The organism is Actinomadura sp. NPDC048394, from assembly GCF_040651755.1.
Taxonomy (GTDB): Bacteria; Actinomycetota; Actinomycetes; order Streptosporangiales; family Streptosporangiaceae; genus Spirillospora; species Spirillospora montaniterrae.
On sequence record NZ_JBEZJL010000002.1, the window covers coordinates 116,744 to 137,847 of the forward strand.

Here is a 21,104-nt window from a genome sequence, read left to right on the forward strand (position 1 = left end):
ATCGGCTAGCCGGATCGTCTGCCGTGCTCCTGACGAGCACTGCGATCCGACGCAACCACGGACCCGGGCGGGTGCCATGTCAGGAACGCTAACCCCTTACGCCACGAATGTCAGGGGGGTGAGGCGAGGAAAAACTCACTGAACGTCATCGAGGGCCACCACTGCGCCGTCCCCCGCCCCGCCTCCGCCGCGCGCCGAGGACCGCGAAGGCCCCTGGTTCCGGGCGGTCCGCGCCGTTGTACCGCGCAGGTCAGGCCGCCGTACCCGCCCGGTGAGTTTGAGAAAATCTGTACCCCCGCGATGAAGCGATGTGACCCGAATTACCCCCTATGTCGCCGACGGGTGCCCGGTCGCCGATCGGCGCGGCTACGTAAGGTAGCTACCTGCCCTTCCAGGACGCCGGCGTGAAGAAAGCCACCAGCCCCGGCGCAGCGGGGTGGCCGCCACGGTCGCCGCCGCAACGACGTCCGCGCCCGCCGCCCGGAGCGCACGCGCCGCCTCGGCCAGCGACGCCCCGGTCGTGATCACGTCGTCGACCAGGACGACCCGTCGCCCCGCGAGGGGTGCACGCCCGACCGCCTCCAGCGCGCCGCTCAGGTTGTCCCGGCGCGCCTTGGCCCCGAGCCCTGCCTGGTCGGCGACCCGCCGGCACTGGCGCAGCCCGCCCACCGCGACCACCGGGACGCCGCCCGCCCGCAGCCGCCGCACGGCCACCGCCACGGCCTGCCTCATGGGATCGTGCCCGCGCCGCCGCGCCGCTCCGCGCCCCGACGGAACCCACACGACCGGCATGAGCTCCCCCAACGCCGCCAAGGCGCCGCCCACAACCGCCCCGCCCAGCGAGGCCGTAGAGGCACCACCCGGCGGCTCCGGCCCACCCGGTAGCCGGGCGGAGGCGGCGTGCGGCGGTAGCGGCCCGCCCGGCGAGGCCGTGGCGCCGCCGTGCGGCGCTCCAGCTGGCGAGGTCGCGGAAGCCCTTCGCAGCACTGGACCGCTCGGTGCGGGTGTGGTGGCGGTGTGGGGCGGGGCGGGTGGCTGTGGCTCCGGGAGGGCGGCGTCCACTGCTTTGGCCAGGGCCTCCCCTAGCGGGGTGGCCAGGGCCGTTCTCCCGTGCTCTTTGTAGGCGGAGAAGATCTTCTGGATGGGGCCCTCGTAGGCGGCGACCGTCCACAGGGGTGGAAGACCCGGGGGTGCCGGGCGGGCCGGCCGGGCGGGGCCGTACAGCGGCGCGGCGCAGGAGCCGCAGAGCAGGCCGGGCTCACCGCCGCAGCCGGCGCAGGTCTCGGGGAGCAGGAAGTCGATCAGGTCGCCGAAGAAGCTCATGGCCTCGACGATCCCGGCCGGCGCCGGCCCCCGGAAGGCCCTCGCCGAAATGTGGATAACCGGCCCGCGACGTCGTCCACATTTCCGTGTTCCGGGCGCAGAGCGTCGAACTTCGGGCTATGTGAGCGCGGCTCCGTGGTCAGTGGGCGTAGCTGGGGTCCCGGGCGGGGGTCGGGCAGATCCACTGGCTGTACGAGGTGACGGGCGGGCGCTGGCGGCACACCTGGTCCTTGCCCGACGACCACGTCCCGATCAGGACCGGGGAGCCCGGAGCAGCGGCGATGGTGCGGGGTTCGCCGAGGGCGCCGACGCCCATGGACGTGATGGCGCTCCCGTTCACGGGCATCAGGTACGGCAGCGTCTGGGAGTCCCGCTTGGCGCGGCCGAGGACGGCGAGCGTGTCGTAGTCGCGCCAGGCGAGGTCGACGGCGTCCTGGAGTTCGGACGAGACGGGCAGGAACGACCCCACGTCCAGTGACCCGTCGGGGGCGGTGGCGATCCGGCCCATCTGGACCTCGGGCCGCCCGTCGATACGGACGATGACGGCGGCGCGGACCCCGTCGCGGGCCACGTGGAACGCGAGCACCTGGCGTCCGCCGAGCCCCCAGTGGCCGGCCTTCACGGGCGCCTTGCCGGGCCGCCGGACCCACAGCCACGACGCCTTAGGAGTGCTCTCCACCGTCCACAGGGTGCCGTCCCGGCTCCAGGAGGGTGCGGTGAAGCGTGCGCCCTTGTGGGCGTTCAGCAGGACGTGGATGGACGGGCTGCCCGCGACGGGCCCGGTGGTGACGAGCTGGCGGCCGTCCGTGCTGAGGCCCGCGAGCTCCTGGTAGTTCGGCGATACGGCCGGGTGGGACAGGCGTCCGGCGGCGCCGGTGACGACGGGCTGGGCATGGTCGCCCTGGAGGGTGCCGATGAAGCCGGCGGTGGCGGCGACGTAGGCGGTCTGGCGGACCTGCTCGTCGGGGTCCTGGCCGTCCGGGGAGTTCCCGTCCCAGGAGTGGACGGACTGCGTGGCGTCGGAGCCGTCGGGCGTGACGGTCTCCCCGTCGATCTCCAGGCGCCAGCGTTTGATCTCCGACAGCTGCCGCAGCGTCCAGCTGAGCTGGGCCGACATGCGCTCCACGTTGCCGCCGCGGGCCTCCTGCGTGAGGTCGACGATCGCGAGGTCCTTGTCGATGCGGACGCTGCCGCCGCGCAGCCTGGTCCCCTTGGGGAAGGCGCTCTGCACGGCGCCGTTGAGCCAGGACGTGGGGCCGGACAAGAGGGCCTGGACGAGCTGGGTGGGCAGCGTCTCGCGGTCCACCACTGGCAGGAAGATGCCGTTAGGCACGAGGGTGTGCTCGTCAGGAGCGAAGAAGTACAGGTTGACCGTGCGCATAGCGCGCTCGACGTCGTCCTTGGTGAGGAACAGGCCGGCCTTGTCATTGCCGGGCAGGCCGGTGATGCGCCATACGCCCTGTTGGGTCTTGGCCAGCTGGAAGTCGGCTTCGAAGCTCTTGGGCGCGGCGGTGTACTGGCCGTCGGAGTCGATCGTGCCGAGCTGGTCGCCGGTGATGTGCACGGTGGCCTGGTTGGCGGACGTCTGGTCCACGTGGGGATCGACCGTGCGGCTCGACAGGACGTCCACGTACGGCCGTAGGCCCGGGTCCCAGGCGTTGGGGGTGCTGAGGTACTCCTTGGCGACCTTGTGGCCGTCGTCGAAGCTCGCGGAGGCGGTGAGGAAGCCGGAGACGATCTGGGTGGGCCCCCAGTCGGGCTGCGGGCTGACGGGGATGAGGCGGACGTACGGGTCGTCGACGCGTTCGGCCTTCTCGGCGGGCTTGCCGGTGACGACCTGCCCGCCGGTGGGGACGTTGGCGCATCCGGTCGCGCAGAGGACGAGGACGGCCGCGACCGCGACGGCGGGCCGCACCCGCCGGTACCGGAGGCGCAGCGTCGTACGGCGGTCGCCGGTCAATCCCCCGCCTCCAGTTCGGCGAAGAGGGGGCGCGCGTCGCCGGCCCCTGGCGGGACGAGCGGGAGGGGCGATCCGCGCAGTTCGGCCCCGGCGACGCGGGGCAGCGACAGGCGGAACTGGGAGCCGACACCGGGTTCTCCCCAGGCCTGGAGCCATCCGCCGTGCAACTGGGCGTCCTCCCGGGAGATGGACAGCCCCAGCCCGGTGCCGCCGGTAGTGCGCGCGCGAGCGGGGTCCGCGCGCCAGAAGCGGTCGAAGACCATCTGTCCCTCCCCCGGTTTGAGGCCGACGCCGTGGTCCCGCACGGCGACGGCGACGGCGTCGCGGTCGGCGGCCACCGACACCACGATGTCCTCGCCCTCGCCGTGCTCGACGGCGTTGACGACGAGGTTGCGCAGGATGCGCTCGACCCTGCGGCGGTCCACCTCGGCCATGCAGGGCTCGCCTGGGAGCTGGAGGACGACCTTGCTGCCCTTGCGCTCGGCGAGGCCCTGGATGTCGCCGACGACGCGCAGGACCAGGTCGCGCATGTCGAGCGACTCGGCGTCGAGCGTGGCGGCGCCGGCGTCGTGGCGGCTGATCTCCAGCAGGTCGGCCAGCAGCGACTCGAACCGTTCGAGCTGGCTCTGCAGGAGCTCCGCGGACCGTCCCACGGCGGGGTCGTCGAAGGTGTCGCGGTTCTCGTAGAGCATGTCGGCCGCGATCCTGATGGTGGTCAGGGGCGTGCGGAGCTCGTGGGAGACGTCGGAGACGAACTGGCGCTGCAGCTGCGACAGGTCCTCCAGCTCGCCGATCTTCTCCTGGAGGTTGGCGGCCATGTCGTTGAAGGAGCGGGCCAGGCGCGCGAGGTCGTCCTCCCCGCGCACGCGCATGCGCTCTTCGAGCCGTCCTGCGGCGAGCCTCTGCGCTCCTTGGGCGGCCAGCCGTACCGGGATGACGACCTGGCGCGTCACCAGTGAGGCGATGGCGGCCAGGAGCAGCACTAGGACGACCCCTACGCCGACCATGGAGCGGCTCACGTTGGTGAGGGTTCGCTGCTCCTGGTCCAGGGGGAACAGGTAGTACAGCTCGAACTGGCCGGACTTGCCGCCCACGATGAGGCCGCGTTCGGACGGGTGACCGCCGACATAGGTGAGCTTGCCGTAGGTGTAGGCGCGCGCTCCACCGGGGGCGTGCTTCATCTCGTCCCTGAGCCGCTTGGGGACGCTCTCCTTGCGGAGCTCGTTGGTGGCGTACCCGTCGAAGTACTCCGCGGTGGTGTCGCGGATGTACACCTCGTACAGGCCGGACGGGCCGCTGCGCGCCTTCAGGCGGTTCACCACGGCGTTGAGGCGGCTGCCGTCCTCCGAGGCGGGCGACGTGCTGTTCCCCAGGTCCCGCTGTACCTGCGCCAAGCCCTCGTCCAGCTGGAGACGGGCCGCCTTGACCTTGCCGTCCATGAGCGCGGTCGACACTTGCTGCATCAGGAACACGCCCAGGATGGCCACCACGATCGCCGAGATGAACAGCGTGGAGGTGACCACCCGTACCTGGATGGAGCGGCGCCAGCGCATGTAGGCGCGGCTGGCCGTGCCGCGCAGGACGCGCCGCAGCGTCACCAGCCCGCACCGCACGAGCCGCTTCGCCCTCGTCATGTCGGCCTTCACGAGGGGTCCTGGCAGCGGGGGCGGGGTGGCGTGGCGATCATCGGCGTGGCGGTCATCGGCGTGCCGTTCCGGCTGTCACGAGGGGCGCGGGACCGGGGGGTCAGGCGGGCCCGGCCTTGTAGCCGACGCCGCGCACGGTGACGACGATCTCGGGCCGCTCGGGGTCCTTCTCGATCTTGGCGCGGAGCCGCTGGACGTGGACGTTCACCAGGCGGGTGTCGGCGGCGTGCCGGTACCCCCAGACCTGCTCCAGCAGGACCTCGCGGGTGAACACCTGGCGGGGCTTGCGGGCCAGGGCGACCAGCAGGTCGAATTCCAGCGGGGTCAGCGGGATGTGCCGGTCGGCGCGCTTCACCGAGTGCCCGGCCACGTCGATGGTGATGTCGCCGATCTGCAGGGTCTCGGGGGCGGGCTCGTCGGTGCGGCGCAGGCGCGCGCGCACGCGGGCGACCAGCTCCTTGGGCTTGAACGGCTTGACGATGTAGTCGTCGGCGCCCGATTCGAGGCCGAGGACGACGTCGACGGTGTCGCTCTTGGCGGTCAGCATGACGATCGGCACCCCGGACTCGGCGCGGATCTGCCGGCAGACGTCGATGCCGTCGGCGCCCGGCAGCATCAGGTCCAGCAGCACCAGGTCGGGCCGGGTCTCCCGGAACGCCTCGAGCGCCTTGTCGCCGTCGTGCACGAACGACGGCTCGAAGCCCTCGCCCCTCAGCACGATGCCGAGCATCTCGGCGAGCGCGAGGTCGTCGTCGACGACCAGTACACGTCCTCTCATGGCCCTCATCGTCACAAAGTCGGGGTTCGGTGGAGTGGGGTGAGACGCTCCGGCCCCACCTCGCCAGGGAGAGATATGCCTTGGCGTGCAAGGTTACCTGCGTTTGCCTCGTACATGACTCCTCCAGGCGTCCGGTGGCCGCCCCGTGACGCGCCCCAGGGCGCGGCATGGCGAGAGGCCCGCCTTATGCGCGCCTTATGCGTCACCCCATACAAGGGCGGGATTGTAAACGGGACTCCCGAAACACATGCCAGGTTGTCCGGGATCGGAAGCTTTCGTCCCTGTGCGCGCCCGTCAGGGCGCAGATCGTCATCGACCGGGCCCGTGTCGGCATATGCGGCGGCTCGCCCGTGACAGGATGACCTGACCGGCGGCCGCGGCCACCATGGGCCGTCCACGCCGGGACACCCCCGCCGAAGACCGCAGGGAGCCGACATGCCGGGACCGGACGGCTGGGACGACGACGCGGACGCCGACGTCCCGTTCCGCCCCATGTCCATCTCGGAGATGCTGGACGGGGCGATCGCCGGGATCCGGCGCCGCCCGCGCACGGCCCTCGGCACGGCGCTGGCGTTCAGCGCGGTGATCCAGGTGGCGAGTTCCGTCGCCGCGTACTTCTTCATCGGCAACGAGGCCCGCGACGAGGTCACGCCGGGGCTGCTCCTGCGGTCGTTCGGGGCGCAGATGACCCTCGCCGTCATGGGGCTGGTGCTGTCGGCCTACGGGATCCTGGTCCTGTCGGGGCTGCTCGCGCCGATCCTGGGGCGGGAACTGGTGGGCCTGCCGATCGCGCCCCGGCAGGCGTGGCGGGACGCCAGGCCGCGGCTGGGACGGCTCGCCGCCACGGCGGCGGTGGTGCTGCTGGTGCCGCTCGCCGCGATGATGGCGCCGATCGTGCCGTTCATCCTCCTGGTGGCCTCAGGTGCGCATCCGGCCCTGGGGGCGGTGGCGGCGATCGTCGGCTTCCCCGTCGGCATAGGGCTGATGGTGTGGTCGTACATCCTGCTGGTCCTGGCCGTACCTGCCGTGGTGCTGGAGCGTACGAGCGTCGGTGGCGCCCTTAAACGGGCCCGGGTGCTGTCCAAGGGCCGGTGGTTCCGCACATGCGGGACGCTGCTGCTGGCGATCCTCATCACGGTGTTCATGGGGTTCTTCGCCTTGCGCATCCCGTTCCTGGTCATCCAGCTGATCTTCTTCGGGATCGGCTCGGACGGCGGCTCGACGTTGGGCTCGCTCGCGGTCGACACGGCGGGCCGGATCATCAGCTGGGCGGTGGTCCTGCCGTTCGACGCGGGGGTCATCGCGCTGCTCTACATGGACCGCCGTATGCGCCGTGAAGGTCTCGACCTGGACCTGCGTACGAGGGGACGGTCCGCCGCCGCGCTGGCGGCCGCTTCCGGCCGTGACACCGGTGGCGGTAGTGGCCCCAGTGGCGAAGGTGGCTCCGGTGACGGAAACGGCCACACGGACGACGGCGATAGCGAAGGCTTCATCGACCTGTGGCGGCCCCGCCCCGCAGGCGCCTGGCATGGAACCGGATCGGAAGCGGGGGCGCGCCGGTGACGCTCGACCCGATCGGCCGCGACGAGGCCCGCGAGATGGCGCGCCGTGAGCTGGACAAGCAGATCTACCAGCGGGACAAGCCGTCCTGGCTGGAGCGTGTGTGGGACAGATTCTCCGAGTGGCTCCAGAAGCTGTTCAGCCACGCCTCCCATCCGAACGCGCACGGCAGCGGCGGCGGATGGTTGTCCATAGCCGTCATCGTGGTGATCGCCCTGGTGGCGGTGGGCCTGGTGGTGTGGCTCATGTGGGACCGGCGCAATCCGCGTTCCAGGAAGGACCCGCTGCTGGAGGACAAGCCCTCGACCGCCCTCGACCACCGCGAGGCCGCGGAGCGGCTCGCGGCCGAGGGGCAGTGGGCCGAGGCCATCCGGGAGCGGCTCCGCGCCATCGCCCGCGACCTGGAGGAGCGGGCCGTGCTCGCGCCGCGCCCGGGGCGCACGGCGGACGAGCTGGCGGCGGAGGCGGGCGAGGCGGTGCCCGAGCTGGCGGACGCGCTGCGCGCCGGCGTGCGGGTCTTCGACGACGTCTGGTACGGCGACCGTCCGGGCACGGCCGACAGGTACGCGCAGGTCAAGGAGCTTGACGAGAGGCTGCGCGCAGCACGTCCGAAGCCGCTGGAGTCCGACGGCCTCACGCCCGCAGGGGTCGGCGCCGACGATCCGGACGGAGGCACGCGATGGTGATGCAGTCGCCGGCGCGCGCGCACGAGGCGGGCGGTGGGACGAACGGCGGCGGCGCGGGCGGCGAGGCGTCCGCCCGGCAGGTCGCCGGTCGCCGCTGGCGGTCGGCGCGCGGCGTGGTGGCGGCGCTGCTCGCGATGGCCGTGATCGCGGTCATCCTCGCGGCGCTGCGCCCGTCCGGCTCGCCCGACCGGCTCGACCCGACGTCCCCGAAGAGGGACGGCTCGCGCGCGCTCGCGGAGATCCTCAAGCAGCACGGGACGCCCGTAACGGTGGCGAGGCACGCCGCACAGGCCGTCGACGCGTCCGGCCCCGGCACCGTCATGGTGGTGACGCGCAGCGAGCGGCTCACCCAGGACGACATCGACCGGATGCGGGGCGCGCAAGGGGACCTGCTGCTCGTCGAGCCGACGGCTCCCGTGCTGGAGGCGCTCGCGCCGGGCGTGGAGATCCAGAACACCAGCTTCGCCAGTACGGCCGACCCCGAGTGCTCCCTGCAGGCCGCCACGCTGGCGGGCTCGGTGACGTTCGGCCAGTCGCAGACCTACGAAGTGTCCGGCAACGCCGTCTCCTGCTACGAGGTGGACCAGGAGGCCCGCCTAGCGCAGGTGCAGGACGGTCCCAGGACCGTCACCGTGCTGGGCTCCAGCGCGCCGCTCACCAACCAGCACCTCGCGGAGGAGGGCAACGCGGCGCTGCTGATGAACCTCGCCGGGGCGCGCCAGTCCGTGGTGTGGCTGGCGCCCGACATCCCCACCGAGGGCGCCGGCGCGGGGCAGGAGTCGCTGACCGACCTGCTGCCGTTCGGCGTCAAGCTGTTCTTCCTGGAGCTGATCGTCGCGGTCGTCCTGGTGGCGCTGTGGCGGGGGCGGCGGCTCGGCCCGGTGGTGGCCGAGGCGCTGCCCGTGGTCGTCCGCTCCGCCGAGACGGTCGAGGGGCGCGCGCGCCTGTACCGGGCGAGCCGCGCCCGGGACCGGGCCGCCGGGGCGCTGCGCTCCGGCGCCCGCGAGCGCCTCGTCCCGCTCCTCGGCCTGCCGCGCAGCAGCGCGCAGGACCCCGCGGCCGCGCAGGAGATCGTCGCGGCCGTGGCCCGCCGGACCGACCGCGACGAGGCGTACGTCGGCGCGGCCCTGTACGGTCCCGAACCCGTGGACGACGCCGGGCTGATCGCCCTCACCTCCGTCCTCGACGACCTGGAAAGGCAGGTACGCCAGTCGTGAACCACCCTGTTGACCTCGGGAAGGACGACGTACCCGGCCCGCTGCCCGGCGACGCGCCGGCCGACACCCCGCCGGGCGCCGCGGGCGTGTCCGAGGAGATCCGGCGGCAGGCCGAGACGGCCCGCGCGGCGCTCGCGGCCCTGCGCGGCGAGGTGGCCAAGACGGTCGTCGGCCAGGACTCGGTGGTGACCGGGCTCGTCATCGCGCTGCTGTGCCGCGGCCACGTGCTGCTGGAGGGCGTCCCCGGAACCGCCAAGACGCTGCTCATCAAGACGCTGTCGCGGGCCCTCGACCTCGACTTCAAGCGCGTCCAGTTCACCCCAGACCTGATGCCGGGCGACGTGACCGGGTCCCTGGTGTACGACAACCGGACCGCGGAGTTCGAGTTCCGCGAGGGCCCTGTCTTCACCAACCTTCTGCTCGCCGACGAGATCAACCGGACGCCGCCGAAGACGCAGGCGTCGCTGCTGGAGGCGATGGAGGAGCGGCAGGTCTCGGTGGAAGGGGCGGCCCGTCCCCTGCCGGATCCGTTCGTGGTCTGCGCGACGCAGAACCCGATCGAGTACGAGGGCACGTACCCGCTGCCCGAGGCGCAGCTCGACCGGTTCCTGGTGAAGCTGACGGTGCCCGTCCCCACGCGGGACGAGGAGATCAGCATGCTGCAGCGGCACGCCGCGGGGTTCGATCCCCGCGACCTGTCGGAGGTGAAGGCCGTGGCGGGCGCCGCGGAGCTGGCCGCGGGACGCGCCGCCGTCCGGGCCGTGCACCTGGACCCGAAGGTCGCCGCGTACGTCGTGGACCTGTGCCGCGCCACGCGCCAGTCCCCGTCGCTCCAGCTGGGCGTCTCCCCGCGCGGGGCCACCGCGCTGCTGGCGACCTCGCGCGCGTGGGCGTGGCTGTCCGGCCGCGACTACGTGACCCCGGACGACGTGAAGGCGCTGGCCCGGCCGACGCTCCGGCACCGCGTGCAGCTGCGCCCCGAGGCCGAGCTGGAGGGCGCGACCGCCGACGGGGTGCTGGAGGGCATCCTCGCCCACGTCCCCGCTCCGCGCTGATGGCGCTCACCGGACGCCTGGGGCTGCTGGCGCTGCTCGGCGCGGTCGCGCCGATCCTGCTGCCGAGCTGGTGGACGCTGCTCGCGCTGTGGGGCGTCCTGCTGCTCGGGGTCTTGGTTGACCTCGCCCTGGCCGGCAACGTGCGGGCGCTGCGCTTCCACCGGTCGGGCGACACCAACGTCCGCCTCGGCGAGACGGCCCATGTGGCGCTCATCGTGGAGAACCTCGGGCGGCGCCGGCTCAAGGCGCGGCTGCGGGACGTGTGGCCGCCCAGCGCTGCCGCCGCGCCCCGGACGGTGCACGTGGACGTCCCCGCCGGGGAGCGCCGCCGCGTCGACATGGCGCTGACGCCGACGAGGCGCGGTGACCGTCGCGCCGTCACCGTCGTGGTGCGGTCTGTGGGACCGCTGGGGCTGGCCGCCCGCCAGCTGTCGCGGTCCGCGCCGTGGACGGTGCGCGCGCTGCCGGCGTTCCCGTCGCGCCGCCATCTGCCCGCGAAGCTGGCGCGGCTGCGGGAGCTGACCGGCGCGCACGTCGCGCTCATCCGCGGCCAAGGCACCGAGTTCGACTCGCTGCGCGAGTACGTCGACGGCGACGACGTCCGCTCCATCGACTGGCGGGCGACGGCGCGGCGCGCGGACGTGGTGGTGCGGACGTGGCGTCCCGAACGCGACCGCCGGATCTACATGGTGCTGGACACCGGCCGCACGTCCGCGGGCCGGGTCGGGGACATTCCGCGCCTGGACTGCTCCATGGACGCGGCGCTCCTGCTGGGCGCGCTGGCGTCCCGGGCCGGGGACCGCGTCGACATGCTGGCCTACGACCGGCGCGTCCGTACGCGCGTCGAGGGCGCGTCGCGCACCGACCTGCTGCCGGCGATGGTGCACGCGATGGCGCCGCTGGAGCCGGAGCTGCTGGAGTTCGACGCGGCGGGGATGGTGTCGACGCTGATGGCGCGGGTGCGGCAGCGGTGCCTGGTGGTCCTGCTGACCGAGCTGAACACCGCGGCGATCGAGGAGGGGCTGCTGCCGCTGCTGCCGCTGCTGACGGCCCGGCATCTCGTCATGATCGCGGCCGTGTCGGATCCGCGGGTCGGCGAGATGGCCGGCGCGCGCGGCGATCTCGCGGCGGTGTACGACGCGGCGGCCGCGGAGCGGGCGCGGGCCGAGCGGCGCCGGCTGACCGCCGAGCTCCGCTCGCACGGCGTCGAGGTCGTGGACGCGCCGCCTCAGGACATCGCTCCGGCGCTCGCGGACGCGTACCTCGCCCTCAAGGCCGCCGGGCGTCTCTGAACGGCTCAGCGAGCCTCTCAGCGGCGCCTGGACGGCCGCCGGAGGCCGCGGGGCGCCCGCCCGGACCGACGCCGGCGCCGGTCGATGGCGGTTTCACCTGGTATGACGCGTTCCACTCCGGGGGTCAGCCGGCGACTCCGGGGGTCAGCCGGCGACCGGGACGAGATCGGGGCGCAGCTCCGCGTCGCCGGTCTCGCCCTGCCGGGTGGCGCGGCGGCCCAGCACGATCACGTACCCGAGGAACGCCGTCTCGGCGACGACGCCGATCGCGATCCGCAGCCAGGTGACGTGCACCCAGCCGGTGACGAAGCCCTCGATCAGCCCGGACACCAGCAGCACGCCGACGAGCCCGATCGCGATGCTGATCGCGGCGCGCCCCTCCTCGGCGAGCGCTTGGCCGCGGCGGCGGCGCCCCGGGTCCACGACCGTCCAGCCGAGCTTCAGGCCCCCCGCGCACGCGAGGTAGACCGCGGTCAGCTCCAGCAGGCCGTGCGGCAGGATCAGGCCGAAGAACACGTCGCCCTTGCCGTAGGCGAACATCAGCCCGCCCGTGACGCCGAGGTTGATCTGGTTCATCAGCAGCACGTACACGGTGGGGATGCCCAGCAGGATGCCGAAGATGAGCGCGATCGCCGACACCCACGCGTTGTTCGTCCACACCTGGAACGCGAACGACGCGGCGGAGTGCTCGGTGTAGTAGTTCGCGAAGTCGTGCTCGACGAGGTCCCGGATCTCGTTCGGGGTGCCGATGCTCGACTGCACGTGCGGGCTGTGCACGACCCAGATCGCCAGGGCCAGCGCCAGCAGGTTGCCGAGGACCGCGTTGCCCAGCCACCACCACCGCATCCGGTAGGCGGCGGCGGGGAACGACACCGTCACGAACCGCGTGACGTCCCGCCACATCGGCGCGTGGGCGCCCGCCACGGCGGCCCGGCCGCGCGCCACCAGCGACGACAGCCGCCCCACCAGTTCGGGATCCGGCGAGCTCGACCGGACGACCGACAGGTGCGTGGCCGTCCGCTGGTACAGCTCGACCAGTTCGTCGGCCTCCACGCCGGTCAGCCTGCGGCCGCGGTTGATGAGCTGCTCGAGGCGCAGCCAGTCGGCGTTGTGCGCGGCCACATAGGCGTCGACGTCCACCCGGGGAGACTAACGCCTCGGCCCGCGAAGGCGGCAAGATGGACCGGCCCCGGCATTGGAGGATCAGGACATGGCCGAACTCGTCACCGGCGAGGCCGTCGCGCTCGACATCCGGGTCGCGCGGCTGGCGAGCCGGGGCTGTGCCCTGCTGCTGGACCTGCTGTTCCAGCTCATCCTGCTGAACATCGCCATCTACGTGACGGGCCTGACGGCCCTGGTCGCGGACGAGGCGTGGACCGTAGGGCTGTCCCTGGTCGCCCTCGTCGCCGTGATGGTCGGCTACCCGTGCGCGTTCGAGACCCTCTCGCGGGGGCGGACGCTCGGGAAGATGGCCATGCGGATCCGGGTCGTGGCCGACGACGGCGGGCCGATCAGGTTCCGGCAGGCGCTCGTGCGCGCGCTCGCCGGCTTCATCGAGTTCTGGACGCTCTACGGCGCGCCCGCGCTGATCACCTCGTTCTGCAACCGGCGCGGCAAGCGCCTCGGCGACCTGTTCGCCGGGACGATCGTCATCCAGGAGCGGATCCCGTCGTCCGGCCTCTTCGGCCCGGTCGCCGTCATGCCCCCGCAGCTGGCGTGGTGGGCGCGGTCGCTGGAGATCTCGATGCTCTCGGACGAGCTGGCGATGACGGCACGCCAGTACCTGTCGCGGTTCTGGGAGCTGCTGCCGGAGGTGCGCGACTCTCTGGGGCAGCGCATTGCGGCGCAGGTCGTCGCGGTGGTCAGCCCGCCGCCGCCTCCGGGCGTCCGCCCGGAGATCCTGCTGTCCGCCGTCCTGGCAGAGCGTCGCCACCGCGAGGAGTGGCGGCTGGCCCAGCGCCGGGCTCGCCGCCTGCGCCGTGCCGGGCAGGCGGGCTGGACGCAGGCTCCTGCTCCTGGCGCCGCCCCTGTTCCCGTCCCGGCGATGGCCATGGCCGGAACAGGCCAGCCTCCCCCGCCCGGGTGGCAGGGGCCTCCGTCCGGGCCGCCGCCGCGGCCCGCCCCGTACCCGCCGGGCCCTTACCCCACAGGCCCCTATCCCGCCTATCCCGCTGGCCCTCATCCGACGGGCTCGTACCCAGCAGGCCCTCATCCGACGGGCTCGTACCCGGCGGACCCGTACCCGGCGGGCCCTTACCCGACCGGGGGTTACCCGGTCGGGGGCCCTCCAGCAGGGCCCTATACAGGCGGCCAGTACGCGCCTGCCCCGTATCCGGTGCAGGGCACGCCGCCCGGCGCGTACCCCGGCGGCGGGCAGCCGGGCCGGTAGCCGCACCTTCCGTCGACGCCTCCCGACCAGCGGCGGGAGCGCCGCGTTGTCATCTACCGCCGTAAGCCGGCGCTGTTGTTGTGCATTTCTCCGACTTCCCGGGGATCCCCTCGCCTCCTAATATCCGAACAAATTTCACGTTCAGGAGGCGGGATGCGCGTCCGCAGTGCCCTCGGCCGGATCACCCTGACCACCGCGCTGGCCCTCGCCGGGACGGCGGGGACCGCGGCGGCCGGCGCCCCCGCGCACGCGGACGCCGCGCCGCTCCCCACCATCACCGACGACCAGGGCCGGACGCTGATCCTGCACGGCCTCAACACCGCGAGCAGCGCCAAGGGCGACAGCGGCCTGCCGTGGATCGACCGGGACGACGTCGTCCGCGAGGCCCGCGAGATGGGCACCGATTCGGTCCGCTACCTGATCCAGTGGAAGAACGTCGAGCCGGAGCCCGGGCGCTACGACGACGCCTATCTCGACGAGGTCGCCGAGCGCGTGGCCTGGTACCGGGAGCAGGGCATGCACGTCATCCTGGACATGCACCAGGACATCTACGGGCCCGCCGCGTGCAAGGGCGCCGGGAACGGCGCGCCCGCCTGGGCCACGATCACCGACGGGCTGCCCTGCACGCCGCAGGATCCCTGGGTGCTCACCTACCTCCAGCCCGCCGTCCTGCGCGCCTACGACAACTTCTGGAACAACACCGGGAAGCACCCGGAGCTGATGCAGCGGTACGCGGCGATGTGGCAGCACGTGGCGCAGCGCTTCGCCGGGGACCCCGCGGTCCTGGGCTATGACCTGATGAACGAGCCGTTCGGCGGGACCCGCCAGTTCGGCTTCTTCGAAGGCCCCATCCTGACCCCCTTCTACCAGCGCGTCGTGGACGCGATCCGGAAGGTCGACCAGGACAACTGGGTGTTCGTGGAGCCGGAGGCCCTCGGGTCCAACGAGGGCGCCGAATCGTCCATCGCGCCCGTCCAGGACCCGCGTCCGGGGACGCCCCGCATCGTCTTGGCGCCGCACTTCTACCCGGGCGGGGTGGACCTTGGCGGCGCCTACAGCGGAGCCACGAAACTCCTCGTCCAGGCACAGTTCGCACTGTGGAAGCGCAACATGCCGGCGGCGGCGCGGCGCCTGAACGCGCCGATGTGGATCGGCGAGGTCGGCGGCATGGGGCAGGACGCGCCCGGTGCGGCGGACTTCACCGGCGACTGGCTCTCCATGGCGGACGACCTGGGCGTCGGCTGGTCGTACTGGTCCAACGACCCCGGCTCCGTAGGCGTGACCGACGGCAACGGAAACCCGACGCTCTTCGCCAAGCTTCTGGCCCGCCCCTACGCCAGGGCCATAGCGGGCACCCCCGTCAAGATGTCGTACTCCTCGCCGACGCTCACGGTGTCCTGGCGCAACAAGGCCGGTGTGTCGGGCCCCACGGAGATCTGGTTCCCGTCCACTCCGAAGGTCACGTCGACGGACCCGGCCGGGACGTGGCGGACGGCCTGGGACGCCGGCCGCCACATCCTGTCCGTGTGGGCCGACCCCGACACGGCCGCCCACACCGTCACCGTCACGCCCTAGCCCCTGCGCGGGCTTCTACAGGGCCTTATGCGGCGCTGCTCCAGGCCCGGCGTGCCACGGGAGGCAGGACGCGTCCGAAGACGTGACCGGCGAAGTGGCCGCCGGCCAGCAGCGTGCGCTCGTCCTCCAGGTCGGCGAGCAGCGACTCCCGGGTGGCGAGCGCCTCCTCGGGTGCGTCGTCGAAGAGGAACCCCCAGCGGCTCTCCGCGACCTGGACCTGGCAGTGCATCACGTCGCCCAGGATGATCAGGCGCCGGTCGTCGCCGTCGCCGGTGACGACGAGGCTCTGGTGCCCGGGGGTGTGGCCAGGGGTCGCGCGGACGCGGACGCCCGGCGCGATCTCCTGGCCGTCGGCGACGAAGCCGACGCGGTCCGCCAGCGGGTCCTGCACGGCGACGGCGTCCGGGCCGATGACCTCCGACGTGCCCTTCCAGTGCCGCCACTCGGCCTCGGCGACGAGATGGCGCGCGTTGGCGAAGGTCAGGCCGCTCGGGACGCGTCCCTCGGGAAGGGTGGGCGCGGGCGCCACATCGGTGGTCCAGCCCACGTGGTCGTGGTGCAGATGGGTGTAGACGACGGTGTCGACGTCCTCGGGGGCGAGTCCTTCCGCGGCGAGGCTGCGCAGCAGTGACCCGCCCTTGAACGAGGCAAGGCCGGGCACGTCGAAGTCCACTTCGCCCAAGCCGAGGTCCACCAGGATGACGCGGTCGCCCGTGCGGACGAGGAACGAGCCGATGCTGATGGGGAGCCGTCCGTCGTCGTCCAGGAATTCGCTGTGCGTCGCCCAGCCGGTGGGCGCGCTCGCGGGGAACACCGCGGTGGGGACGACCCTGGCGTGGCCGTCGGGCAGGAAGGTGACGGTGGTGCCGCCTAGGCGGACCTGTGCGCGGGAAGCCGGTTGAACCATGACCATCCTCTCGTGGGGCAGCCTCGAACGGGGGCCGTTGCACCCACTATTGGAGAGTCACTAACTATTGGGAAGTACGCACTTGCAAGTGCGTTCCCCCGCCGGAGTCGAACTCCAGGCGGGCCCGCTCCACCTCGTTGATGTGCTTCTCCGCCCAGTCCCGGACGGCGGCAAGCGGCTCCTCGAGCGTCCGGCCGAGGTCCGTCAGCCGGTACTCGACCTTCGGCGGAACCGTCGGATGCACATGCCGGGCCACCAGCCCGTCGCGCTCCATGCTGCGGAGCGTCTGGGTGAGCATCTTGTCGCTGATGCCGTCGATCTCCGCGCGGAGTTCGGAGAAGCGCCGCGTCCCGGCGGTGAGGGCGCCCACGATCAGCGCCGTCCACTTGTCCGCGATCCGGTCCAGCGCCGCGCGGGACGGGCACGGCGCGCTGTAGACGTCGGCGGGCCTCCCGTCGGGAAGCCAGGCCAGGGGCGAGCGGCCCGGCGTCCCCGGGCGCGGTCTGCGGGTGCGCGGCGGTCTCGGCATGCCGCCACACTAACCATCGGAGAGCACAACGGTCAGCGGGCCACCGGTCAGTGGGGCGGCGGCCCGCGGGCCGGCAGGTCAGCGGCCGGCGTGGTGCGGCGCCGGGCGGCGGTCGGACCGCCGCCCGTCCCGGGACGCCGGGCGGCGCTCCAGCCGGAGCAGCGCCGCGAGCGCGGCCAGCGCCAGCACCGCGACGGCCCCGGTGAACGCCACGGCGGCGCCGCGCAGCCCGAGCACCTGAGCGGCGACCCCGACGAGGATCACCGGGAGGGAGATCCCGGCATAGGCGGTGAGGAAGAAGCTCGACACCGTCTGCGCGCGCTGGGCGGCCGGGGTGCCCGCGGTGACGGCGGCCAGCCCGGCGCGGAACCCGAGGCTCTGCCCCAAGCCCACCACGACGGTGCCGGTGATGAGGAGGGGAAGCGACTCGGCCAGGAGCGCGCCGGCTATGGCGGCGAGCCCGGCGACGAGCACCGCGCACCCCGCGGGCAGGGCGATCCTCTCCGGCACCTTAGCGAACACCACCTGCCCAACCGTGGACGCGCCGAACATGGCGAAGACCACGGCGCCCGCTAGGGCGCGGTCCGGGCGGTGCAGGACGTTGACGAGGATCCCCGGCGCGACCGCCGTGACGAGGCCGAAGACCGCGAACGCGGAGAACGCCGCTATGGCCGCGGGGACGAACACCGGCCGCACCTCCGCCGGCACGGCGGGGCGCTGCGCGCGCGGCCACGCGACCCGGCGGCCCTGCACGGTCTCCGGCGCCGCCAGCACGGCCACCAGCGCGAGCGCCAGCACCACGAGGTCCACCACGAACGGCAGCGCCAGCGGATGCGGTGCGTACTCGGCGAGGAGCCCGGCGAGCAGCGGGCCGCTGCCGAGCCCGAACATGTTGACGGCCGCCGCGAGCAGCGCCGCCGCGCCCCGGCGCTCGGGGCGGACGAGCTCGACCAGCGTGACCGTCCCGGTCGCGGTGACGACCCCCGCCGAGAGACCCGACAGCACCCGTGCCGCCAGGAGGACCGGGACGTCCTCCGCGACCAGGTACACCACCGCGGCGATCATCGAGACCGCCACGCCCGCGAGCATCACGCGGCGGCGGCCGAGCACGTCCGAGGACCGCCCGAACAGCAGCGCGAACATCACGCCCGCGGCGTAGACGGCGAAGACGACGGTCGTGACCAGGCTCCCGAAGCCGAGATGCCGCTGGTAGATGGGGTACAGCGGCGTCGCGAGCGTGGTGCCGAGCATGACGGCCCAGAACGCGTAGGCCATGCACGCCGGGCCGGCGGCCCTCCGCAGGTCCCGCCCCGGGCCGTGCCCCCGAATCCCCATCAATCCTCTCCTTCCACCCAAAGCACCCTTCCCAGGGTGGCGGGAACCACCACCATCAGTCCAACGCATGATTCCCATGCTCATCATCGGTACAGTCGATCCATGGAGCTGCGCCAGCTCGAGCACTTCGTCGCCGTCGCGGAGGAGCTGCACTTCACCCGCGCCGCCGCGCGCGTCCACGTCGTCCAGTCGAGCCTGTCGAGTTCGATCGGCGCGCTCGAACGCGAGCTGGACGCCCGGCTGTTCACCCGCACCAACCGCCGCGTCGAGCTGACCGAGGCGGGCCGCGCGCTGCTGCCGTCCGCGCGCCGCGCGCTGGCCGCGGCGGAGACCGGCCGCGACGCGGTCGCCGGGGTCCGCGGGCTGCTGCGGGGCCGGCTGACCATCGGCGCGATCCAGACCCTCGGCGTCCTCGACCTGCCCGCGCTGCTCGCCCGCTACCGGCGCCGCCACCCCGGCGTCGCCCTCCGGCTGCGGCACGCGGGCGCCGCCGCCCTCGCCCGCGAGACCGCCGCCGGAAGCCTCGACCTCGCGTTCGTGGACCGGGCGACCGGCGAGCCCCGGCTCGCCGAGCACCCGCTCGGCGGCGACCGGCTCGTCCTCGCCGTCCCCCGCACGGACCCGCTGGCCGCGCGCAGCGTGATCCGCCTCGCCGACCCCGCGCTCGCGTCCCGCGACTTCGTCGAGTACCGCGCCGACTCGGCGCTGCGCGCCCAGATCGACGCCGCCTGCGCCGCCGCCGGCCTCCACCGCCGCGTCGCCGCGGAGGTCGACACCATCCAGTACCTGGTGGAGCTCGTCGGTCACGGGCTGGGCGTGTCGCTACTGCCGCCCCAAGCCCTCCGGAACGCCGCGGACCGTGTCGCCGCCGTCCCGACCGATCCGCCGCTGCGCCGCGACCTCGTCGCGGTCACCCTCGCCGCGCGCCCCCTGCCGCCCGCGGTCGACGCCCTATTGGCGCTGCTCCCGGACGTGTAGTCAGACGAGCAGGTTCGGCGGGGAGCCCAGTTCGGTGAGCTCCACGCCGGGAGCGGCCACAGCGACGTCACCGGCCAGATAGAGCGACTCCACCTCGCCCGTGGACAGGTCCGTGATCTCGTACTCCGAGACGGGCAGCGGCTCCGTCTCGGTCTCGTAACTCGACGTCTGGCCCCGGCGCCACCGCCACGACACCGACAGCGCCGACAATGACGTCCCGCTCAACCGGACGAGGCGGACGTCCGCCGCCGCACCCTCGTCCAGCTCCAGGGAACGCGCCACCGCGACGAGGAACCCCGGCGAGTCCGACACGAAGCCCGACGCCCGCTCCCCGTGCTCGGTGCCGCTCTCCCCCGCCGCCCGTACCCACGCCAGTTCGGGCCCCGTCAGCCCGCCGCGCAGCCACCAGCCGGGGGTGACGAGCTCGACGCGGATCTGCCGCCAGCGCGCGTCCACGACGAGGTCCAGCCGGACGCCGTCGTCCCGCCGGGACGTGTAGCGCCAGCCGCCGGGCCCGGGCGCGCACTGGAAGCGCTCCTCGATCCCCTCGTCGAGATGCAGGTACGTCCCGGACGGCACGGGTCAGGACCCGATGCGCCAGGAGTGCAGGTAGTCCTCCTGGTCCGGGGTGAGCAGGTCGATGGAGATGGCCATGGACGCCAGCTTGAGCCGGGCCACCTCCGTGTCGATCTCCATGGGGACGTCGTGGACCGCGGCCGGCAGCGACGCGTGCGCCGTCGCGAGCCACGCGCACGTGAGGGCCTGGTCGGCGAAGGACATGTCCATCACCGCGGCGGGATGCCCCTCCGCGGCCGCCAGGTTCACCAGGCGCCCCTCCGCCAGCAGGACCAGGCGCCGGCCGTCCGCCAGGACGTACTCGTCCGTCTGCGGGCGCACGCCGTGGTGGACCGCGACCGCCATCTCCTCCAGGGCGCGCACGTCGATCTCGACGTCGAAATGGCCGGAGTTCGCCAGGATCGCGCCGTCCTTCATCACGGCGAGGTGCTCGGCGTTCACCACGTCGCGGTTGCCGGTGACGGTGATGAACACGTCGCCGTCCACCGCCGCCTCCGCCATCGGCTGCACGGCGAAGCCCTGCAGCGCCGCGTCCAGCGCCTTCACCGGGTCGATCTCGGTGATGACCACGCGAGCACCCAGTCCCCGCGCGCGCTCGGCGAGGCCCCGCCCGCAGTAGCCGAAGCCCGCGATGACCACGGTCTTGCCCGCCAGGAGCGTGTTGGTCGCGCGCACGATGCCGTCCAGCGTCGACTGCCCGGTGCCGTACCGGTTGTCGAACATGTGCTTCGTATCGGTGTCGTTCACCGCGACCATGGGAAACCGGAGCGCGCCCTCACGGGCCATCTGGTGCAGGCGGATGACGCCCGTCGTCGTCTGCTCGCAGCCCGCCTTCACCGTGGGCAGCAGATCCGTGCGCTCTATGTGCAGCGTGTTGACGAGGTCGCAGCCGTCGTCCAGCACGAGATCCGGGCCGGTCTCCAGCGCCTGGTGGATGTGCGCGTAATAGCCCTCACGGTCGATGCCCGCGCGCGCGAAGACCTCCGTGCCGTCCTCCTGCACCAGCGCGGCGGCCGTGTCGTCCTGCGTGGACAGCGGGTTGGACGACGCGAGCGCCACGCTCGCCCCGCCCGCCTGCAGGGTCCGGATCAGGCAGGCCGTCTCCGTCGTGATGTGCATGCACGCCGCGATGCGCAGGCCGTCCAGCGGACGCTCCTTGGCGAACCGCTCCCGGATCTGCCGCAGCACCGGCATGCTCCGGTCGGCCCACTCGATCCGCTTGACGCCCTCGTACGCCAGCGACACATCCGCGATATCGCTCATCCGTCCCCCTCAAGGCACAAACCGCCGCACGGCAC

The 21,104-nt window shown here is 73.1% G+C and carries 18 protein-coding genes; 8 read left to right on the top strand and 10 right to left on the bottom strand.

The window, feature by feature from the left end; translation table 11 throughout:
• Positions 1-366: 366 nt before the first annotated feature.
• From AB0C78_RS01800 to mtrA, 4 genes are all read right to left on the bottom strand, one after another.
• Complete coding sequence (locus AB0C78_RS01800; protein ID WP_360740610.1) at positions 367-732, bottom strand: phosphoribosyltransferase family protein; 366 nt, start codon at positions 730-732, stop codon at positions 367-369.
• Between the two features lie 730 nt (positions 733-1,462).
• Complete coding sequence (locus AB0C78_RS01805) at positions 1,463-3,283, bottom strand: LpqB family beta-propeller domain-containing protein (RefSeq protein ID WP_360740612.1); 1,821 nt, start codon at positions 3,281-3,283, stop codon at positions 1,463-1,465.
• Positions 3,280-4,917: an MtrAB system histidine kinase MtrB gene (gene mtrB, locus AB0C78_RS01810; protein WP_151538626.1), complete on the bottom strand. Its 1,638-nt coding sequence runs from the start codon at positions 4,915-4,917 to the stop codon at positions 3,280-3,282. The genes AB0C78_RS01805 and mtrB overlap by 4 nt, the downstream gene beginning before the upstream one ends.
• A gap of 112 nt (positions 4,918-5,029) precedes the next feature.
• Positions 5,030-5,707 (bottom strand): MtrAB system response regulator MtrA, encoded by a 678-nt coding sequence (gene mtrA / locus AB0C78_RS01815; protein ID WP_151538627.1) that lies wholly within the window; start codon positions 5,705-5,707, stop codon positions 5,030-5,032.
• A 435-nt stretch (positions 5,708-6,142) separates the two neighbouring features.
• Between mtrA and AB0C78_RS01820 the strand changes: the two genes are divergently transcribed.
• From AB0C78_RS01820 to AB0C78_RS01840, 5 genes are all read left to right on the top strand, one after another.
• Entirely contained in the window at positions 6,143-7,270 is a 1,128-nt protein-coding gene (locus AB0C78_RS01820; RefSeq protein ID WP_360740614.1) for a hypothetical protein, read from the top strand.
• Complete coding sequence (locus AB0C78_RS01825; RefSeq protein ID WP_360740616.1) at positions 7,267-7,953, top strand: DUF4129 domain-containing protein; 687 nt, start codon at positions 7,267-7,269, stop codon at positions 7,951-7,953. The genes AB0C78_RS01820 and AB0C78_RS01825 overlap by 4 nt, the downstream gene beginning before the upstream one ends.
• Positions 7,947-9,170 carry a DUF4350 domain-containing protein gene (locus AB0C78_RS01830; RefSeq protein WP_360740618.1) on the top strand — a complete coding sequence of 408 codons (1,224 nt, stop codon included), beginning with the start codon at positions 7,947-7,949 and terminating at the stop codon, positions 9,168-9,170. The genes AB0C78_RS01825 and AB0C78_RS01830 overlap by 7 nt, the downstream gene beginning before the upstream one ends.
• Positions 9,171-9,256: 86 nt before the next feature.
• Positions 9,257-10,225, top strand: a complete 969-nt coding sequence (locus AB0C78_RS01835) for a MoxR family ATPase (RefSeq protein WP_225991366.1) — start codon at positions 9,257-9,259, stop codon at positions 10,223-10,225.
• The gene (locus AB0C78_RS01840; protein WP_360740620.1) at positions 10,225-11,517 is read left to right on the top strand and encodes a DUF58 domain-containing protein; all 1,293 of its coding nucleotides are present in this window, start codon (positions 10,225-10,227) and stop codon (positions 11,515-11,517) included. The genes AB0C78_RS01835 and AB0C78_RS01840 overlap by 1 nt, the downstream gene beginning before the upstream one ends.
• Positions 11,518-11,661: 144 nt before the next feature.
• Here AB0C78_RS01840 and AB0C78_RS01845 read toward each other — a convergent pair whose 3' ends face one another.
• On the bottom strand, positions 11,662-12,657 hold the full coding sequence (locus AB0C78_RS01845; RefSeq protein ID WP_151538632.1) for a stage II sporulation protein M: 996 nt from the start codon (positions 12,655-12,657) through the stop codon (positions 11,662-11,664).
• Between the two features lie 70 nt (positions 12,658-12,727).
• On the opposite strand from AB0C78_RS01845, the gene AB0C78_RS01850 reads away from it, so the two are divergent.
• Complete coding sequence (locus AB0C78_RS01850) at positions 12,728-13,906, top strand: RDD family protein (RefSeq protein ID WP_360740622.1); 1,179 nt, start codon at positions 12,728-12,730, stop codon at positions 13,904-13,906.
• 153 nt (positions 13,907-14,059) lie between these two features.
• Positions 14,060-15,481 (top strand): cellulase family glycosylhydrolase, encoded by a 1,422-nt coding sequence (locus AB0C78_RS01855; protein WP_360740624.1) that lies wholly within the window; start codon positions 14,060-14,062, stop codon positions 15,479-15,481.
• A gap of 25 nt (positions 15,482-15,506) precedes the next feature.
• On the opposite strand, the gene AB0C78_RS01860 is transcribed toward AB0C78_RS01855, so the two are convergent.
• The 3 genes from AB0C78_RS01860 to AB0C78_RS01870 form a co-directional block, all read right to left on the bottom strand.
• A complete protein-coding gene (locus AB0C78_RS01860; RefSeq protein WP_360740626.1) occupies positions 15,507-16,388 on the bottom strand; it encodes an MBL fold metallo-hydrolase in 882 nt (293 codons plus the stop codon).
• A gap of 64 nt (positions 16,389-16,452) precedes the next feature.
• Positions 16,453-16,917, bottom strand: a complete 465-nt coding sequence (locus tag AB0C78_RS01865; protein WP_360740628.1) for a helix-turn-helix domain-containing protein — start codon at positions 16,915-16,917, stop codon at positions 16,453-16,455.
• 78 nt (positions 16,918-16,995) lie between these two features.
• Positions 16,996-18,252: an MFS transporter gene (locus tag AB0C78_RS01870; RefSeq protein ID WP_360740630.1), complete on the bottom strand. Its 1,257-nt coding sequence runs from the start codon at positions 18,250-18,252 to the stop codon at positions 16,996-16,998.
• Positions 18,253-18,354: 102 nt separating this feature from the next.
• On the opposite strand from AB0C78_RS01870, the gene AB0C78_RS01875 reads away from it, so the two are divergent.
• The gene (locus tag AB0C78_RS01875) at positions 18,355-19,230 is read left to right on the top strand and encodes a LysR substrate-binding domain-containing protein (RefSeq protein WP_360740632.1); all 876 of its coding nucleotides are present in this window, start codon (positions 18,355-18,357) and stop codon (positions 19,228-19,230) included.
• Here AB0C78_RS01875 and AB0C78_RS01880 read toward each other — a convergent pair whose 3' ends face one another.
• Entirely contained in the window at positions 19,231-19,809 is a 579-nt protein-coding gene (locus tag AB0C78_RS01880; protein ID WP_360740634.1) for a hypothetical protein, read from the bottom strand.
• Positions 19,810-19,812: 3 nt separating this feature from the next.
• Positions 19,813-21,069, bottom strand: a complete 1,257-nt coding sequence (ahcY, locus tag AB0C78_RS01885; protein WP_360740636.1) for an adenosylhomocysteinase — start codon at positions 21,067-21,069, stop codon at positions 19,813-19,815.
• Positions 21,070-21,104 lie beyond the last annotated feature (35 nt).

Excerpts from the sequence above, each read along its gene's own strand:
- AB0C78_RS01860 (WP_360740626.1), bottom strand. The coding sequence starts at position 16,388 with ATGGTTCAACCGGCTTCCCGCGCACAGGTCCGCCTAGGCGGCACCACC.
- AB0C78_RS01820 (WP_360740614.1), top strand. The coding sequence starts at position 6,143 with ATGCCGGGACCGGACGGCTGGGACGACGACGCGGACGCCGACGTCCCG.
- AB0C78_RS01870 (WP_360740630.1), bottom strand. The coding sequence starts at position 18,252 with ATGGGGATTCGGGGGCACGGCCCGGGGCGGGACCTGCGGAGGGCCGCC.
- mtrB (WP_151538626.1), bottom strand. The coding sequence starts at position 4,917 with ATGACGAGGGCGAAGCGGCTCGTGCGGTGCGGGCTGGTGACGCTGCGG.
- AB0C78_RS01855 (WP_360740624.1), top strand. The coding sequence starts at position 14,060 with ATGCGCGTCCGCAGTGCCCTCGGCCGGATCACCCTGACCACCGCGCTG.
- AB0C78_RS01840 (WP_360740620.1), top strand. The coding sequence starts at position 10,225 with ATGGCGCTCACCGGACGCCTGGGGCTGCTGGCGCTGCTCGGCGCGGTC.
- ahcY (WP_360740636.1), bottom strand. The coding sequence starts at position 21,069 with ATGAGCGATATCGCGGATGTGTCGCTGGCGTACGAGGGCGTCAAGCGG.
- mtrA (WP_151538627.1), bottom strand. The coding sequence starts at position 5,707 with ATGAGAGGACGTGTACTGGTCGTCGACGACGACCTCGCGCTCGCCGAG.
- AB0C78_RS01800 (WP_360740610.1), bottom strand. The coding sequence starts at position 732 with ATGAGGCAGGCCGTGGCGGTGGCCGTGCGGCGGCTGCGGGCGGGCGGC.
- AB0C78_RS01875 (WP_360740632.1), top strand. The coding sequence starts at position 18,355 with ATGGAGCTGCGCCAGCTCGAGCACTTCGTCGCCGTCGCGGAGGAGCTG.
- AB0C78_RS01865 (WP_360740628.1), bottom strand. The coding sequence starts at position 16,917 with ATGCCGAGACCGCCGCGCACCCGCAGACCGCGCCCGGGGACGCCGGGC.
- AB0C78_RS01850 (WP_360740622.1), top strand. The coding sequence starts at position 12,728 with ATGGCCGAACTCGTCACCGGCGAGGCCGTCGCGCTCGACATCCGGGTC.
- AB0C78_RS01830 (WP_360740618.1), top strand. The coding sequence starts at position 7,947 with ATGGTGATGCAGTCGCCGGCGCGCGCGCACGAGGCGGGCGGTGGGACG.